Annotated in this window: 14 protein-coding genes; 13 read left to right on the top strand and 1 reads right to left on the bottom strand. The window is 69.1% G+C overall.

What is annotated here, in order from left to right; all coding sequences use genetic code 11:
- Positions 1 to 5 precede the first annotated feature (5 nt).
- Genes ffh through AC0L5F_RS16320 form a run of 3 tightly spaced genes read left to right on the top strand, consistent with a single transcriptional unit; the run spans position 6 to position 3,493 of the window.
- Positions 6 to 1,547, top strand: coding sequence for a signal recognition particle protein (gene ffh / locus AC0L5F_RS16310; protein WP_473314481.1), 1,542 nt, complete (start codon positions 6 to 8; stop codon positions 1,545 to 1,547).
- 60 nt (positions 1,548 to 1,607) lie between these two features.
- Positions 1,608 to 2,120 carry a gluconokinase gene (locus tag AC0L5F_RS16315; RefSeq protein ID WP_473314482.1) on the top strand — a complete coding sequence of 171 codons (513 nt, stop codon included), beginning with the start codon at positions 1,608 to 1,610 and terminating at the stop codon, positions 2,118 to 2,120.
- The gene (locus AC0L5F_RS16320; RefSeq protein ID WP_473314483.1) at positions 2,117 to 3,493 is read left to right on the top strand and encodes a GntT/GntP/DsdX family permease; all 1,377 of its coding nucleotides are present in this window, start codon (positions 2,117 to 2,119) and stop codon (positions 3,491 to 3,493) included. The genes AC0L5F_RS16315 and AC0L5F_RS16320 overlap by 4 nt, the downstream gene beginning before the upstream one ends.
- Here the strand turns inward: AC0L5F_RS16320 and AC0L5F_RS16325 are convergent.
- Positions 3,450 to 4,439, bottom strand: coding sequence for a hypothetical protein (locus AC0L5F_RS16325; protein ID WP_473314484.1), 990 nt, complete (start codon positions 4,437 to 4,439; stop codon positions 3,450 to 3,452). The genes AC0L5F_RS16320 and AC0L5F_RS16325 overlap by 44 nt on opposite strands.
- Before the next feature lie 63 nt (positions 4,440 to 4,502).
- On the opposite strand from AC0L5F_RS16325, the gene AC0L5F_RS16330 reads away from it, so the two are divergent.
- From AC0L5F_RS16330 to AC0L5F_RS16375, 10 genes are all read left to right on the top strand, one after another.
- Positions 4,503 to 6,248, top strand: a complete 1,746-nt coding sequence (locus AC0L5F_RS16330) for an ABC transporter ATP-binding protein (RefSeq protein WP_473314485.1) — start codon at positions 4,503 to 4,505, stop codon at positions 6,246 to 6,248.
- Positions 6,245 to 8,155 carry an ABC transporter ATP-binding protein gene (locus tag AC0L5F_RS16335; protein WP_473314486.1) on the top strand — a complete coding sequence of 637 codons (1,911 nt, stop codon included), beginning with the start codon at positions 6,245 to 6,247 and terminating at the stop codon, positions 8,153 to 8,155. Before AC0L5F_RS16330 ends, AC0L5F_RS16335 begins: the two co-directional genes overlap by 4 nt.
- A gap of 60 nt (positions 8,156 to 8,215) precedes the next feature.
- Positions 8,216 to 9,496, top strand: coding sequence for an HNH endonuclease (locus AC0L5F_RS16340; protein WP_473314487.1), 1,281 nt, complete (start codon positions 8,216 to 8,218; stop codon positions 9,494 to 9,496).
- A gap of 70 nt (positions 9,497 to 9,566) precedes the next feature.
- The gene (locus AC0L5F_RS16345; RefSeq protein WP_473314488.1) at positions 9,567 to 9,926 is read left to right on the top strand and encodes a DUF5655 domain-containing protein; all 360 of its coding nucleotides are present in this window, start codon (positions 9,567 to 9,569) and stop codon (positions 9,924 to 9,926) included.
- Between the two features lie 28 nt (positions 9,927 to 9,954).
- Positions 9,955 to 10,752 carry a crotonase/enoyl-CoA hydratase family protein gene (locus tag AC0L5F_RS16350; protein ID WP_473314489.1) on the top strand — a complete coding sequence of 266 codons (798 nt, stop codon included), beginning with the start codon at positions 9,955 to 9,957 and terminating at the stop codon, positions 10,750 to 10,752.
- Between the two features lie 185 nt (positions 10,753 to 10,937).
- Positions 10,938 to 11,435: a 30S ribosomal protein S16 gene (gene rpsP, locus AC0L5F_RS16355; protein ID WP_473314490.1), complete on the top strand. Its 498-nt coding sequence runs from the start codon at positions 10,938 to 10,940 to the stop codon at positions 11,433 to 11,435.
- A 2-nt stretch (positions 11,436 to 11,437) separates the two neighbouring features.
- The gene (locus AC0L5F_RS16360; RefSeq protein ID WP_473314491.1) at positions 11,438 to 11,689 is read left to right on the top strand and encodes an RNA-binding protein; all 252 of its coding nucleotides are present in this window, start codon (positions 11,438 to 11,440) and stop codon (positions 11,687 to 11,689) included.
- 31 nt (positions 11,690 to 11,720) lie between these two features.
- Positions 11,721 to 12,263, top strand: a complete 543-nt coding sequence (gene rimM, locus AC0L5F_RS16365; RefSeq protein ID WP_473316213.1) for a ribosome maturation factor RimM — start codon at positions 11,721 to 11,723, stop codon at positions 12,261 to 12,263.
- The gene (gene trmD / locus AC0L5F_RS16370; RefSeq protein WP_473314492.1) at positions 12,260 to 12,940 is read left to right on the top strand and encodes a tRNA (guanosine(37)-N1)-methyltransferase TrmD; all 681 of its coding nucleotides are present in this window, start codon (positions 12,260 to 12,262) and stop codon (positions 12,938 to 12,940) included. Before rimM ends, trmD begins: the two co-directional genes overlap by 4 nt.
- Before the next feature lie 178 nt (positions 12,941 to 13,118).
- Positions 13,119 to 14,360: an ammonium transporter gene (locus AC0L5F_RS16375; protein ID WP_473314493.1), complete on the top strand. Its 1,242-nt coding sequence runs from the start codon at positions 13,119 to 13,121 to the stop codon at positions 14,358 to 14,360.
- The last annotated feature ends 63 nt before the right edge of the window (positions 14,361 to 14,423 follow it).

The following is a 14,423-nucleotide window of genomic DNA, read 5'->3' on the forward strand; positions in this document are numbered from 1 at the left end:
CCGCCATGTTCGACTCCCTGCAAGACCGTCTCCAGTCGGCGTTCAAGAACCTCCGCGGCAAGGGCAAGCTCTCCGAGGCCGACATCGATGCCGTCGCCCGCGAGATTCGCGTGGCCCTGCTGGACGCGGACGCCGCCGTCTCGGTCGTGCGGGAGTTCATCGCGAACGTCAAGGAGCGTGCGAGCGGGGCCGAGGTCAGCCAGGCGCTGAACCCCGCGCAGCAGGTCATCAAGATCGTCAACGACGAGCTCGTCACGATCCTCGGCGGCGAGACACGGCGCATCCAGTTCGCCAAGAACCCGCCGACCGTGATCATGCTGGCCGGCCTGCAGGGCGCCGGCAAGACGACGCTGGCCGGCAAGCTCGCGGTCTGGCTCAAGGAGCAGGGCAAGTCGCCGATGCTGGTGGCGTGCGACCTGCAGCGCCCCAACGCCGTCAACCAGCTCCAGGTCGTCGGCGGGCAGGCCGGCGCCACCGTCTACGCCCCGGAGCCCGGGAACGGGCAGGGCGACCCGGTCAAGGTCGCCCGTGACGGTGTGGCCGAGGCCCGCCGCACCCTGCACGACGTCGTCATCGTCGACACGGCCGGTCGCCTCGCCATCGACGCCGAGCTGATGCAGCAGGCCGCCGACATCCGCGCCGCAGTCGACCCCGACGAGGTGCTGTTCGTCATCGACGCCATGATCGGCCAGGACGCGGTGCAGACCGCCGAGGCGTTCCTCGAGGGCGTCGACTTCACCGGTGTGGTGCTGTCCAAGCTCGACGGTGACGCCCGCGGTGGCGCCGCACTCTCCGTGCGCTCGGTCACGGGTCGACCGGTGATGTTCGCGTCGACCGGCGAGAAGCTCACCGACTTCGAGCAGTTCCACCCCGACCGCATGGCGTCGCGCATCCTCGACATGGGCGACATGCTCACCCTGATCGAGCAGGCCGAGAAGGCGTTCGACGCCGACGAGGCCGCCCAGGCGGCCGAGAAGCTGGCGGGCGGCTCGTTCACCCTGCACGACTTCCTCGGCCAGATGGAGGCCATCTCCAAGATGGGCTCGATGTCCAAGCTCGTGGGCATGATGCCGGGCATGGGCCAGTTCAAGGATCAGCTGGCCAACTTCGACGAGCGCGAGGTCGACCGCATCAAGGCGATCATCCGCTCGATGACCCCGGCCGAGCGGGACAACCCCAAGATGATCGACGGCTCGCGACGGGCCCGCATCGCGGCCGGGTCCGGAACCAAGGTGCAGGACGTCAACGGTCTGGTCGACCGCTTCTTCGACGCCCGCAAGATGATGCAGCAGATGGCCAAGGGCGGGGGAGTACCCGGCATGCCCGGCATGCCCGGGATGCCCGGTGGCAAGCGCGCCGGCGCCCGCCAGAAGCCGCAGCCGAAGTCCAAGAAGAAGGGCAAGCGAGTCTCCGGCAACCCCGCCAAGCGCGCGGCGGCGGCTCAGGGTGCAGCCGCGCAGAAGGACGGCTCGAACGCGTTCGGCTTCGACCAGGGCTCGGCAGGTCAGGACTTCGAGCTCCCGAAGGAGCTGCGCGACCTGATGTAGCCCGCGAGGGGCTCGGCCCCGCGATCGGTGCGGGCAGATCGTCGGGAATACGGTTGGGGCATGCAACAACCGCTGGTCGTCGTCATGGGCATCTCCGGAGTCGGCAAGTCATCGGTGGGGCACGAGCTCGCCGATCGCTTCGGGCTGGAGTACGCCGACGGCGACGACTTCCACCCCCAGGCCAACATCGACAAGATGGCGGCCGGCACACCGCTGACCGACGACGATCGCTGGCCGTGGCTCGACGACATCGCCGAGTGGTTGGCGTCGCACGAGGACACCGGCGGGGTGATCAGCTGTTCGGCGCTCAAGCGGTCCTACCGTGACGTGCTGCGTCGTGGCGCCGAGCGCACGATGTTCCTGCACCTCGCGGGTGACCACGACCTGATCCTGGATCGCATGGAGCATCGCGACCACTTCATGCCACCGTCGTTGCTGCAGTCCCAGGAGGAGACCCTCGAGCCGCTCGGCGACGACGAGAACGGGTGGGTGCTCGACATCGCCCCGAGCCAGGCCGAGATCGTCGACGAGTTCGTCTCGCTGGCCGATCTCTCCGCGGGAGGCCATGCATGATCCACGTCGCTGTCGCCGCCGCCGACCCCGCGCAGGCCGTCGCGGGCACCGGCCGTCTTCTCGCCGCCGCCCTGATCGGCATCGCCGTGCTGGTCGTGGCGATCACCTTCGCCAAGCTGCACCCGTTCCTCGCGCTGATCCTCGGATCCCTCACCGTCGGAGCCATCGCCGGCCAGCCGATGCTCGACGTCGTCGGCAGCTTCAGCAAGGGCGTCGGTGACACCGTGGCGGGCGTCGGGGTGCTGATCGCCCTCGGCGCCATGTTCGGCAAGCTGCTGGCCGACTCCGGGGGAGCGGACCAGATCGTCGACACCATCGTCGGTCGGTCCAGTCCACGCATGCTGCCGTGGTCGATGGCGGCGATCGGCGCGATCATCGGGCTGCCGATGTTCTTCGAGATCGGCTTGGTGCTGCTGATGCCGGTCATCTTCCTGGTGGCCAAGCGGGCGGAACGATCGATCATCTCCCTCGGCATCCCCGCTCTGGCCGGGCTGTCGGCGATGCACGGCTTCGTGCCGCCACACCCCGGTCCGCTCGCTGCCATCAGCGCCGTCGGCGCCAACCTCGGCCTGACCCTCGCCCTCGGCATCGTCGTGGCGGTGCCGAGCGTGATCCTGGCCGGCCCGCTGTTCGCGAAGCTCGCCGATCGCTGGGTGCCCGTGCCCGCTGGCGACCTCTACGACTCGGCGCCCGATCAGCGCGAACGGCGACCGTCCTTCGGCGTCACCCTCGCCACCGTGCTGCTTCCCGTGGTGCTGATGATGGGCAAGGCCTTCAGCGACGTCGTCATCTCCGAGGGAACCGTCGCCCGGAGCGTGCTGGACTTCGTGGGCGAGCCGTTCGTCGCCCTGCTCCTCGCCGTCCTCGTCGCGATCTTCACCTTCGGCGTCTCGACCGGCATGTCCAAGGACGAGGTGTCCGACGTCCTCAGCAGCTCGCTGCCGCCGATCGCCGGCATCATCCTCATCGTCGGAGCAGGGGGTGGCTTCAAGCAGACGCTGATCGACACCGGGATCGCCGAGGTGGTTGCCGACTTCGTGCGCGACAGTGGGGTCTCGGTGCTGCTGCTCGCCTGGCTGGTCGCCGTGCTGATCCGTGTCGCCACCGGATCGGCCACCGTGGCCACCATCACCGCAGCCGGCATCATGGCGCCGATCGCGTCGGACCTCGCCGGCCCGGAGGTGTCGCTGCTCGTGCTGGCCGTCGGTGCGGGATCGGTGTTCTTCTCCCACGTCAACGACGCCGGGTTCTGGCTGGTCAAGGAGTACTTCGGCCTGACGGTCGGTCAGACGATCAAGAGCTGGTCGATCATGGAGACCGTGCTCTCGGTCAGCGGACTCGTGGTCGTGCTGCTGCTGAATCTGGTCGTCTGATCCTGCTGCGGGCCCAGACGGTGGCCACGACGATGGCGACGCACACCGCTGCTGCCGTGACGTCCGCGACCCGGTCGGCGGAGGCGCTGACCGTCCCGTCGTAGGGGTCGGTCCAGAACGGAGCGACCGTCCCGGTCAGGATCGTCCCGGTCACCAGGGCGAAGACGTGGTCGGGCGACCACCGCACGCTGCGTGACCACCCACCGATGACGACCACGGCTGTCGAGATGACGGCCAGGGCGATCACGACGCCGCCGGTGCTCTCGACCGGCAGGTAGAGCAGGTACGCGACGAAGCCGACGGCGCCGAGCACCCACCACGGCGGTACCCGCGCCTCGGTCCGCGGGCGTCTGCGCCACGTCAGTGCGGCCGCGGCGAGCGCCAGCACGACGACGGCTGCGACGGCGGACTGCAACGGCGATGCCTGGAAGCCGTTGCCGTCCTCGTCCTTGACGCCGAGGTGGTTGATCACGGTCGCCACGACGTAGAGAACGGCCACGACCTGCACGCCGCGTCGACTCAGCCACGACGCCGCGGGGCGCGAGGACCACGCCTCGGCGACCACCAGCGGTGCGGCGATGCTGGCCACGACGTGACCGGTGACGAAGGCGATGACGTAGAAGGCGCTGACGTCGATGCCGGGCACGTGCGCCGGGTGCTGGAAGTCGAAGCGACCGTAGGCGGGGTTGAACAGCGACTGGTCGACCAGTCCGGCCTGGAGCACCCCGAACGCCGTCGCCAGCAGCACGATCGTCGGCCACCCCCGGCCGGTGCGGATCGCGAGCTCGCGGATCAGCAGCACGGCACCGCCGTACATCGGGCCGACGAAGACCACGGCCACCGGTAGGTAGACCAGTGGATAGCCACCCCACGACAGCTCCGCGAACCACGGCGCCGCCCCCATCACCAGCAGCACGGAGGCCCACCGTGTCCGTGTGGCTCCCATGGGTGCACGATACGTGACAGGTCGACTGCCTGACCGGTCCGGCGAAGGTTGTAACCTGCAACGGTGCTGATTCCTCTGTTGCGGTCGCACCTGGCGCCGTACAAGGGGCCGATCGCCGTCGTGCTGTTCTTCCAGCTGGTGCAGACCCTCGCCAACCTCTACCTGCCGGGGCTCAACGCCGACATCATCGACCAGGGCGTGGTCAAGGGCGACACCGGCTACATCGTGCGCACGGGCGGCATCATGCTGGCCATCACGGTGCTGCAGATCGTCTGCACCGTCGTGGCGGTCTACTTCGGGGCCCGCACGTCCATGGCCATGGGGCGCGACCTGCGGGGCTCGGTGTTCGCGAAGGTCGAGACGTTCGCCGCCCGCGAGATGGCGCAGTTCGGCGCCCCCACCCTGATCACCCGCTCCACCAACGACGTGCAGCAGGTGCAGATGCTGGTGTTCATGGGCCTGACCATGCTGATCACCGCGCCGATCATGGCGGTGGGCGGCATCTTCATGGCGCTGCGCCAGGACGTGAAGCTCTCGGGCCTGCTGGTCGTGGTGGTTCCCGTGCTGCTGGTCAGCGTCGGCACGGTCATTCGCCACCTGCGGCCGCTGTTTCGTCAGATGCAGGTACGCATCGACGTCATCAACGGCGTCATGCGCGAGCAGATCATGGGCGTGCGGGTCATCCGTGCCTTCGTCAAGGAGGACCAGGAGGCCGAGCGCTTCGACGACGCCAACCGCGCCAACATGGAGGTGGCCATCGCCGCGGGCCGCCTGATGGCGCTGTTCTTCCCGATCGTCATGCTGATCATGAACGTCTCGGTGGCCGTGGCCACGTGGATCGGCGGCTACCGCATCGGATCGGGCGACCTCGAGGTCGGCACCCTCACCGCGTTCCAGAACTACCTGGTCCAGATCCTCATGGCCGTCATGATGGCCACGTTCCTGCTCATGCTGTGGCCGCGCGCCGAGGTGTCGGCCGAGCGCATCACCGAGGTGCTCGACACCGAGCCGAGCGTGCTGCCGCCACACCTGCTCGAGGGGCAGGTCGAGCGCCGCACGCTCGCCGGCGGTCGGGTCGACCTGCGGGCCGCCTCGTTCGCCTATCCCGGCGCCGAGGCCGACGTGCTGCACGAGGTCGACCTGACGGCGCGTCCGGGCGAGACCACCGCCATCATCGGGTCCACCGGCAGCGGCAAGACCACGTTGCTCGGCCTGGTCCCGCGGCTGTTCGACGCCACCGAGGGTGCGGTCGAGATCGACGGTCACGACGTCCGCTCACTGCATCCCGAGGACGTGTGGGCAGCGATCGGTCTGGTGCCGCAGAAGCCGTTCCTGTTCTCGGGCACCATCGCGTCGAACCTGCGCTACGGCTGGCCCGACGCCACCGATGACGAGCTGTGGCACGCGCTCGACGTGGCCCAGGCGCGCGACTTCGTCGAGCGGATGCCCGAACGACTCGCGGCGCCGATCGCCCAGGGCGGCACCAACGTCTCGGGCGGGCAGCGGCAGCGGCTCGCCATCGCCCGCGCCATCGTCAAGCGGCCGGCCATCTACCTGTTCGACGACTCGTTCTCGGCCCTCGACTACGGCACCGACGCCGCCCTGCGGGCGGCGCTGGCGGCCGAGACGCGCGAGTCGGCGGTCATCATCGTGGCCCAGCGCGTGTCCACCATCCGGTCGGCCGACCGCATCGTCGTGCTCGACGAGGGATGTGTCGTCGGCACCGGCACCCACGCCGAGCTGATGGAGACCTGCGAGGTCTACCGCGAGATCGTGCTGTCGCAGCTGACGCTGGAGGAGTCCCGATGAGCGGCAGGGGCCCCATGGGCGGGGCGACCGGGCACGAGCGGCCCGACGACTTCCGCGGATCGCTGCGGCGCATGGCCACGCGGCTCCTGGTCGATCGGCGCCTCGTCTGGATGCTGGTCGGCTTCGGGGTCGTCGGCACCACGTTGTCGGTGGTGGGCCCGCGGATCCTCGGACACGCCACGGACATCGTCTTCACCGGCTACCTGTCCGGGCTGTTCCCCGCCGGGCAGACCAAGGCGGAGGTGGTCGCGGGACTGCGTGACCGTGGCCAGAACACCCTGGCCGACCTGGTCGGCTCGGTCGACCTGCAGCCCGGTGCCGGCATCGACTACCGCACCCTCGGTCTCGTCCTCACGGGCGTGCTCGTCCTGTACGTCCTGGCCAGCGTGCTGATGTGGTTCCAGGGTCAGATGACCACGCTGGTGGTGCAGCGCACCGTCGCCACGTTGCGCGGTGACGTCGAGGACAAGGTCAACCGGCTGCCGCTGCGGTACTTCGACCGCACGGAGCGCGGTGAGATCCTCTCGCGCACCACCAACGACATCGACAACATCGCCCAGTCCTTCCAGCAGACCCTCAGTCAGCTGCTCACCAGCCTGCTCACCGTGGTCGGCACGCTCGTCATGATGCTGACCATCTCCCCGCTGCTGGCCCTGGTCGCGGTGCTCACCATTCCCGTGGCGCTGCTGATCGTGCGGTACGTGACCCAGCGCTCGCAGCCGGAGTTCGTCAAGCAGTGGTCCAGCACCGGCCGGCTCAACGGCCACATCGAGGAGGTCTTCACCGGCCACGACGTCGTCAAGGTGTTCGGACGTCAGAAGGAGGCCGCCGAGGAGTTCGACCGACGCAACGACCAGCTGTTCAACGCGGCGTTCCGTGCGCAGTTCATCTCCGGCGTGATCGCCCCGGTGATGATGTTCGTGTCCAACATCAACTACGTGCTCGTCGCCGTGATCGGTGGACTGCGCGTCGCGTCGGGCAACCTCAGCATCGGTGAGGTGCAGGCCTTCATCCAGTACTCGCGCCAGTTCACCCAGCCGCTCACCCAGCTGGCCGGCATGATCAACCTGCTGCAGTCGGGCGTGGCGTCGGCCGAGCGGGTGTTCCGTCTGCTCGACGAGCTGGAGGAGTCCGCCGAGCCGCTCGACGGTCCGAACCCCGATCCGCTGCGGGGGCGCGTGGTGTTCGAGGACGTGTCGTTCTCGTACCTGCCCGACGAGCCGCTGATCGAGCACCTCGACCTGGTCGCCGAGCCGGGCCAGACCGTGGCGATCGTGGGGCCCACGGGCGCCGGCAAGACGACCCTGACCAACCTGCTGCTGCGCTTCTACGAGCTGCAGGGCGGTCGCATCCTGCTCGACGGCGTCGACATCGCCGACATGCGTCGATCCGACCTGCGCGACGACTTCGGTGTGGTGCTCCAGGACGCCTGGCTGTTCAAGGGCACCATCCGCGACAACATCGCGTACGGCGACGAGGACGCGTCCGAGGACGCGGTGATGCGCGCCGCCGAGATGGCGTCCGTCGACCACTTCGTGCGCACCCTGCCCGACGGGTACGAGACCGTCATCGACGACGAGGGTGCCGGTGTCAGCGTCGGTCAGCGGCAGCTGCTCACGATCGCTCGCGCGTTCCTGGCCGATCCGGCGATCCTGGTCCTCGACGAGGCCACCAGCTCGGTCGACACCCGTACCGAGTCGCTCGTGCAGGCAGCCATGGAACAGCTGCGCTCAGGTCGCACGTCGTTCGTGATCGCGCACCGGTTGTCGACCATCCGCGACGCCGACCACATCGTGGTGATGGAGGACGGTGGCATCGTCGAGCAGGGCACCCACGACTCGCTGGTCGAGGCCGGCGGCGCCTACCAGCGCCTCTACCAGGCCCAGTTCGCCGCTCCCGCCGGCTGAGGTGTCCACACGCGCCTGAGAACCTAGACAATCGAACACGTGTTCGAGTACACTGGATGCATGAACCGGGGGGTCGTGGTCGACACATTGCGCGAGGCGGCGCGCCTGGCGGGCTCGACTGCTGACGCCGATGCGTTGCGGGCCATCCAGGCCGCCCAAGATGCGCTCGACGTCGCCAAGGCGGAGCACCTGGCCGCGTTGTCCGAGTCGCGCGGGTTCGAGGCAGAGGGTGCCTCGTCGGTCACTGGTTGGGCTCGGCTGCACCTGCGGCTCTCCGCCCGCGACGCCGCCGCGTTGGGTCGGTCGGCCGCCACGCTCGCCCGCCTGCCCGAGGTCGCCGAGGCCGCCGTGAGTGGTCAGATCCGAGCCGCCCACATCAACGTCTTCACCTATGGGCTCAAGCACGTCGGCGAGGGTCATGTCACCGAGATGATGCAGCCGCTGCTGCAGGTGGCCCACACCTGTGAGCCGGGCGAGCTGTTCCGCGTCGTCAAGGCGCTGCGCGAGGCCGTCTACCCCGACGAGCTCGACCGCGCCTGGGCCGAGGGCATGGAGGCGGCCGATCTCCAGGTCGCTCCGGTGCCTCGTGGCTACCACGTCAACGGGCTGCTGCCCATCCACGTGGGCGCCAAGCTCAAGGCCGTCCTCGACTCGCTCTCCGCGCCGGCCGACGCCGACGACCAGCGCAACGGGGCGCAGCGCCGCATCGACGCCGTCGACCAGCTCTGCGAGCAGATCCTGGCGGCCGGCCTGCCCTCCGACAAGGGCGTCCGACCTCATCTCTCGGTCATCGCCGATGCCGAGACCCTGCACCAGGCCGCCACCCGCACGCCCGGCACGCGGTCCGATCCGATGGTCCCCGCCACCCTCGTCGGTTTTGGACCGGTCGGACCCGGGCTGCTCGCCATGGTCGGATGCAACGCCGACACCACGCCGCTCATCACCCGCCGATCCGAGGTCCTCGACGTCGGCCGAACACGGCGTCTGGCCACCGGCAAGCAGCGCCGCGCGGTCCTCGCCCGGCAAGAGGGTCAGTGCGCAGCCCCCGGCTGCCGAAACACCCACCTCGAGATCCACCACGTCGTCTGGTGGTCCCGGGGCGGACGCACCGACCTCGACAACCTCGTCGGACTCTGCTCACGATGTCACCACCTCGTCCATCGCGACCTGCTCGTCATCCGCACCGACGGGCACGGCGGCTTCGCGTTCGCAGACCGGCACGACCGCACCCCGCTCGCCGACCTGCGCCGGAGGCGTCAGATCCATCGGGAGGCCGTCCGCGTCCACCGCATGGACATCGCGATCAGGCGACGGCGTGCCGAACGCGCCAGATCCGCCTGACCGCGCCATCTGTCACACCGCACGCCTATCGTCGTGATCACCTGTACGCGAGCACGACGGGAGCCACACGATGGCCATCAGCACCTGGAGCGAGCTCACCGACGGCCTCGACGCCGAGGACCTCGCCTTCCTCACCCACTACCGCGACTTCTGCCGCACCTTCGACGACGTCACCGAGGAGGTCCACACGTCGACGATCCAGTACAAGCGGGCGCGGATCTTCACGTCGGCGTACATGAAGAGCCACTACCTCGAGGTGCAGGTCGACCTGCTGCGCGAGGCGAAGCACCCTCGGCTGCGCACGTCGTTCGCCAGCACCAAGAAGGTCACCACCCACCGCGTCACGCTGCGCCACCTCGACCAGTGGGACGACGCGCTCGAGCAGCTGATCGCCGAGGCGGTCGAGACGGTAGGACCCGGCACCCGGTGACCCGCCCCGCTGGGGCACGATCGTGACCATGGACCAGCAGAGCGATTCCGAGCAGAACGATGCCGTGCAGTTCGACACCGATGACGACGTCTGCACCATCACCATCAACCGGCCCGACGTGCGCAACGCCGTCGACGGTCCCACGGCCCGCGCGTTGCTGGCCGCCTTCGAACGCTTCGAGGCCGACGACACCCTGAAGGTCGCGGTGCTCACCGGTGCCGGCAACACCTTCTGCGCCGGGGCGGACCTGTCGGCCGTCTCCGACCCGGACCGCCGCCCCGACCTGGATCCCACCGGCTGGGGCGCTGGCCCCATGGGCCCGAGCCGCATGCAGCTGACCAAGCCGCTGATCGCGGCCGTGGCGGGTCATGCCGTCGCCGGTGGGCTCGAGCTGGCTCTGCTGGCCGACCTGCGGGTCGTCGAGGACGACGCCGTGTTCGGCGTGTTCTGCCGACGGTGGGGCGTGCCGCTGATCGACGGAGGAACGGTGCGGCTGCCGCGCATCGTCGGGCAGGGGCGTGCGCTGGACATGGTCCTCACCGGCCGGCCCGTCGGCGCCCACGAGGCGCTGCAGATGGGCCTGGCCAACCGCGTGGTCCCGGTGGGGGAGTCGCTCACGGTCGCGCACCAGATCGCCGATCAGATCGCCGCGTTCCCCCACGAGTGCATGCTCGTCGATCGCGCCTCGGTGTACGCGCAGGCCGACCTCGACCTCGCCGACGCGCTGAGGGCCGAGGCCGTGCATGGCGTCCCTGTCGTGTTCAGCGAGGGCGAGGCCGGCGCCGGACGCTTCGTCGACGGCGCGGGGCGGCACGGCGCGTTCTGAGCGACCACCGTCGCGCGACCGAGCCGAATTGGAGCCTGCCGGTGGCGTCTGGCAGAATGAGAGATTGAGTCCGAGCGCACGAGGCCCCTCTCATCCTCAGCGCACCGGCCCACCGAGCAGGTTGACCGTGTCCCCACGCGGATCGAGCCGTTCACACCATCACATACCAAGGAGACACCACACTCGTGGCAGTCAAGATTCGCCTGAAGCGCATGGGCAAGGTTCGTACGCCGTTCTACCGCATCGTGGTCGCTGACTCGCGCAAGAAGCGCGACGGTCGCGTCATCGAGGAGATCGGTACCTACAACCCCAAGGCCGAGCCCTCGGTCATCAAGGTCGACGGCGAGCGCGCCCAGTACTGGCTCGGCGTCGGCGCCCAGCCCACCGAGGCCGTCGCCGCGCTGCTCAAGATCACCGGCGACATCGGCGGCACGTCCACGCTGAAGGTCGCCGAGGAGAAGCGCAGCAAGGAAGACATCTTCCAGGACGCGCTCAAGGACCTCCACAGCGAGCCCAAGACCGACGCGACCACCAAGAAGGCCGCCGCCAAGAAGGCCGAGAAGGCTGACAAGGTCGAGGAGGCCCCGGCTGAGGAGGCCAAGGTCGAGGACGCTCCCGCTGAGGAGCCCAAGGCTGAGGAGCCCAAGGCTGAGGAGCCCAAGGCCGACGAGGCTGGCGCCTGAGCATGGCCGCTCCGATCGACGAGGTCATCGAGCACCTGGTCAGCGGCATCGTCGACACACCTGACGACGTCTCGGTCCGGGCCAAGCAGACGCGCAACGGCGAGCTGTTCGAGGTCCGGGTCAACCCGGCCGACCTCGGCAAGGTCATCGGCCGTCAGGGCCGCACCGCCACCGCGATCCGCAAGGTGGCAGGTGCCATCGCCGGTCGCGGCGGTGCGCGCATCGACTTCGTGGACGTCGACCGACGTCGCTGACGTCGCGCGTCGACAGGTCGATCCCGTGTCCATGTTCGTCGTCGTCGGCCGCATCACGCGGGCCCATGGTCTGCGTGGCGAGGTCGGCGTCGACGTGCGCACCGACGAGCCCGAGCGGCGTTTCGCCCCGGGCTCGTCGCTCGTCTGTGGTCAGCGCACCCTGACCGTGTCGGCCATACGCTGGCACTCCGGCAAGCTGCTGGTCGCGTTCGAGCAGATCCCCGACCGCACCGCGGCCGAGACGCTGCACGGCGTCACCGTCGAGGCCGAGATCGATCCCGCCGAGCTGCCTGACGACCCGGACGAGTTCTACGACCACCAGCTGGTCGGGCTGCAGGTCCGCCGCGGCGGACCGGACGGCGACGTCGTCGGCACCGTCAGCGCCGTGCTGCACCTGCCCGACCAGGACACCCTCGCCGTCGACGCTGACGGTCGAGAGGTGCTGGTGCCGTTCGTCACCGAGCTGGTGCCCGACATCGACGTGCCCGGCGGATTCGTCACCGTCGCCGACGTCCCCGGCCTGATCGACCCCGAGGCCGCCGTCGAGGCCACCGCGGAAGCGCCGGAGTCATGAGGATCGACGTCCTCTCGATCTTTCCCGCCTACCTCGACGCGCTCGACCTGTCCCTGCCGGGCAAGGCCCGCGAGGCCGGTCTGATCGACCTGGCCGTCCACGACCTGAGGGACTTCACCCACGATCGTCACCGCAGCGTCGACGATACCCCCTACGGCGGTGGCGCCGGCATGGTCATGAAGCCCGAGCCGTGGGGTGAGGCGCTCGACGCCCTCGCCTGCCCGGACACCGTGGTGATCGTGCCCACCCCGTCGGGAGCCACCTTCACCCAGCGCGATGCCGAGCGCCTGGCCACCGAGCAGCACCTGATGTTCGCCTGTGGCCGGTACGAGGGCATCGATCAACGGGTCATCGACCACGCCGGCTCGGCACACCGGGTCGAGGAGATCTCTCTTGGTGACTTCGTGCTCAACGGGGGAGAGGTCGCCGCTCTGGCGATCATCGAGGCGGTCGTGCGGCTGCTGCCGGGCTTCATGGGCAACCCCGCGTCGCTGGACGAGGAGTCCCACGGCGACGACGGTCTGCTGGAGTACCCGGTGTTCACCAAGCCCGCCTCCTGGCGCGGCCTCGACGTGCCGGAGGTGCTGCTGTCGGGCAACCATGCAGCGATCGCCGCGTGGCGACGCGAGCGAGCCGAGGAGCGGACCCGGGCGCGTCGGGATCGTTCCGAGGGCTGAGCGGGCCGAAACACCGAAGTAACCCGCAGGGGGCAGGCGTAACACGCGCGCAATGCTGAAGCAAGGCTGAGAAAACCTCGGGCACCCACACTGAGGCTCGTATTCCTCGCAGCAACGACGCTGCACTGCCCTGCACAGGGTCCACCCCGAGGACCCCCCTCTCAGGAGAGTTGAATCAATGGAACTGCCCGTTTTCTGGCTGCTGATCACAGCAGCACTGGTGCTCTTCATGACGCCAGGCCTCGCCTTCTTCTACGGCGGTCTCGTTCGCGCCAAGAGCGTCGTCTCGATGATGATGCTCAGCTTCGGCTCGATCGGTCTCGTCGGCGTCCTGTGGATGCTCTACGGCTTCAACATGGCCACCCTGAGCGGGGGCAGCAGCGACTGGATCGCCGAGGTCCTCGGCAACCCGTTCAGCGACTTCGGTCTCACCGATGCGGCCAAGGCCGGTGACGGCGTGACCCTCGCGGGCGCTGCGTTCGGCGCCACCTTCGCGATCATCACGGTCGCGCTGGTGTCGGGTGCGATCGCCGACCGGGCCCGGTTCTTCCCCTGGATGCTGTTTGCGGGGCTCTTCGCGACGCTGGTCTACTTCCCGGTCGCCGGCTGGGTCTTCTCCTTCGACGACAACGGCATGACCGGTTGGGTCGGCCGCCTCGGCGGTCACTTCGGCTACGACGTCAGCACGATCGACTTCGCCGGTGGCACCGCGGTGCACATCAACGCCGGTGCTGCTGGTCTCGCGCTCGCTCTGGTGCTCGGTCAGCGTGTCGGCTTCAGCAAGGAGCTCAACAAGCCGCACAACGTCCCGCTCGTGCTCATCGGTGCGGCGATCCTGTGGTTCGGCTGGTTCGGCTTCAACGCCGGCGCGGCCACCAGCGACGGCGACGCCGCCCTGATCGTGGTCAACACGATCGTCTGCCCCGCCGCGGCTCTGCTCGGCTGGATCACGGTGGAGCACTTCAAGAACGGCAAGGCCACCTCGGTCGGCGCCGCTTCGGGTGTCGTCACCGGCCTCGTCGCGATCACCCCGTCCTGCCTGAACCTGACGCCGATCTGGGCCATCGTGCTCGGCCTGTTCGCCGGTGCTGTGTGCGCCGTCGCCATCGAGCTGAAGTTCAAGCTGGGCTTCGACGACTCGCTCGACGTCGTGGGCATCCACCTCGTCGCCGGCCTCATCGGCACCCTGTACCTGGGCTTCTTCGCCACGGAGACGGGCCTGTTCACCGGTGGCGGAAACCTCGACCAGTTCGTGGTCCAGTTCGTCCCGGCGGTCGCCATCGGTCTGTACTCGTTCGTCGTCGCGTACATCCTCGGCAAGGCGATCCAGTCCACCATCGGCTTCCGCATCAAGGAGGACGAGGAGGCTGCCGGCATCGACTCGGTGCTGCACGGTGAGGAGGGCTACGCCCTCAGCTGATCACCCAGCACGTCAAGCGCGCCCGTCGGGACTCCCGGCGGGCGCGCTGTCGTCCACGAGGTC

The sequence above is a fragment of the Aeromicrobium sp. 10G20-16 genome, assembly GCF_055809665.1.

Excerpts from the sequence above, each read along its gene's own strand:
- AC0L5F_RS16345 (WP_473314488.1), top strand. The coding sequence starts at position 9,567 with ATGGCCATCAGCACCTGGAGCGAGCTCACCGACGGCCTCGACGCCGAG.
- AC0L5F_RS16320 (WP_473314483.1), top strand. The coding sequence starts at position 2,117 with ATGATCCACGTCGCTGTCGCCGCCGCCGACCCCGCGCAGGCCGTCGCG.
- AC0L5F_RS16340 (WP_473314487.1), top strand. The coding sequence starts at position 8,216 with ATGAACCGGGGGGTCGTGGTCGACACATTGCGCGAGGCGGCGCGCCTG.
- ffh (WP_473314481.1), top strand. The coding sequence starts at position 6 with ATGTTCGACTCCCTGCAAGACCGTCTCCAGTCGGCGTTCAAGAACCTC.
- AC0L5F_RS16375 (WP_473314493.1), top strand. The coding sequence starts at position 13,119 with ATGGAACTGCCCGTTTTCTGGCTGCTGATCACAGCAGCACTGGTGCTC.
- AC0L5F_RS16325 (WP_473314484.1), bottom strand. The coding sequence starts at position 4,439 with ATGGGAGCCACACGGACACGGTGGGCCTCCGTGCTGCTGGTGATGGGG.
- AC0L5F_RS16335 (WP_473314486.1), top strand. The coding sequence starts at position 6,245 with ATGAGCGGCAGGGGCCCCATGGGCGGGGCGACCGGGCACGAGCGGCCC.
- AC0L5F_RS16315 (WP_473314482.1), top strand. The coding sequence starts at position 1,608 with ATGCAACAACCGCTGGTCGTCGTCATGGGCATCTCCGGAGTCGGCAAG.
- trmD (WP_473314492.1), top strand. The coding sequence starts at position 12,260 with ATGAGGATCGACGTCCTCTCGATCTTTCCCGCCTACCTCGACGCGCTC.
- AC0L5F_RS16360 (WP_473314491.1), top strand. The coding sequence starts at position 11,438 with ATGGCCGCTCCGATCGACGAGGTCATCGAGCACCTGGTCAGCGGCATC.
- rimM (WP_473316213.1), top strand. The coding sequence starts at position 11,721 with ATGTTCGTCGTCGTCGGCCGCATCACGCGGGCCCATGGTCTGCGTGGC.
- AC0L5F_RS16350 (WP_473314489.1), top strand. The coding sequence starts at position 9,955 with ATGGACCAGCAGAGCGATTCCGAGCAGAACGATGCCGTGCAGTTCGAC.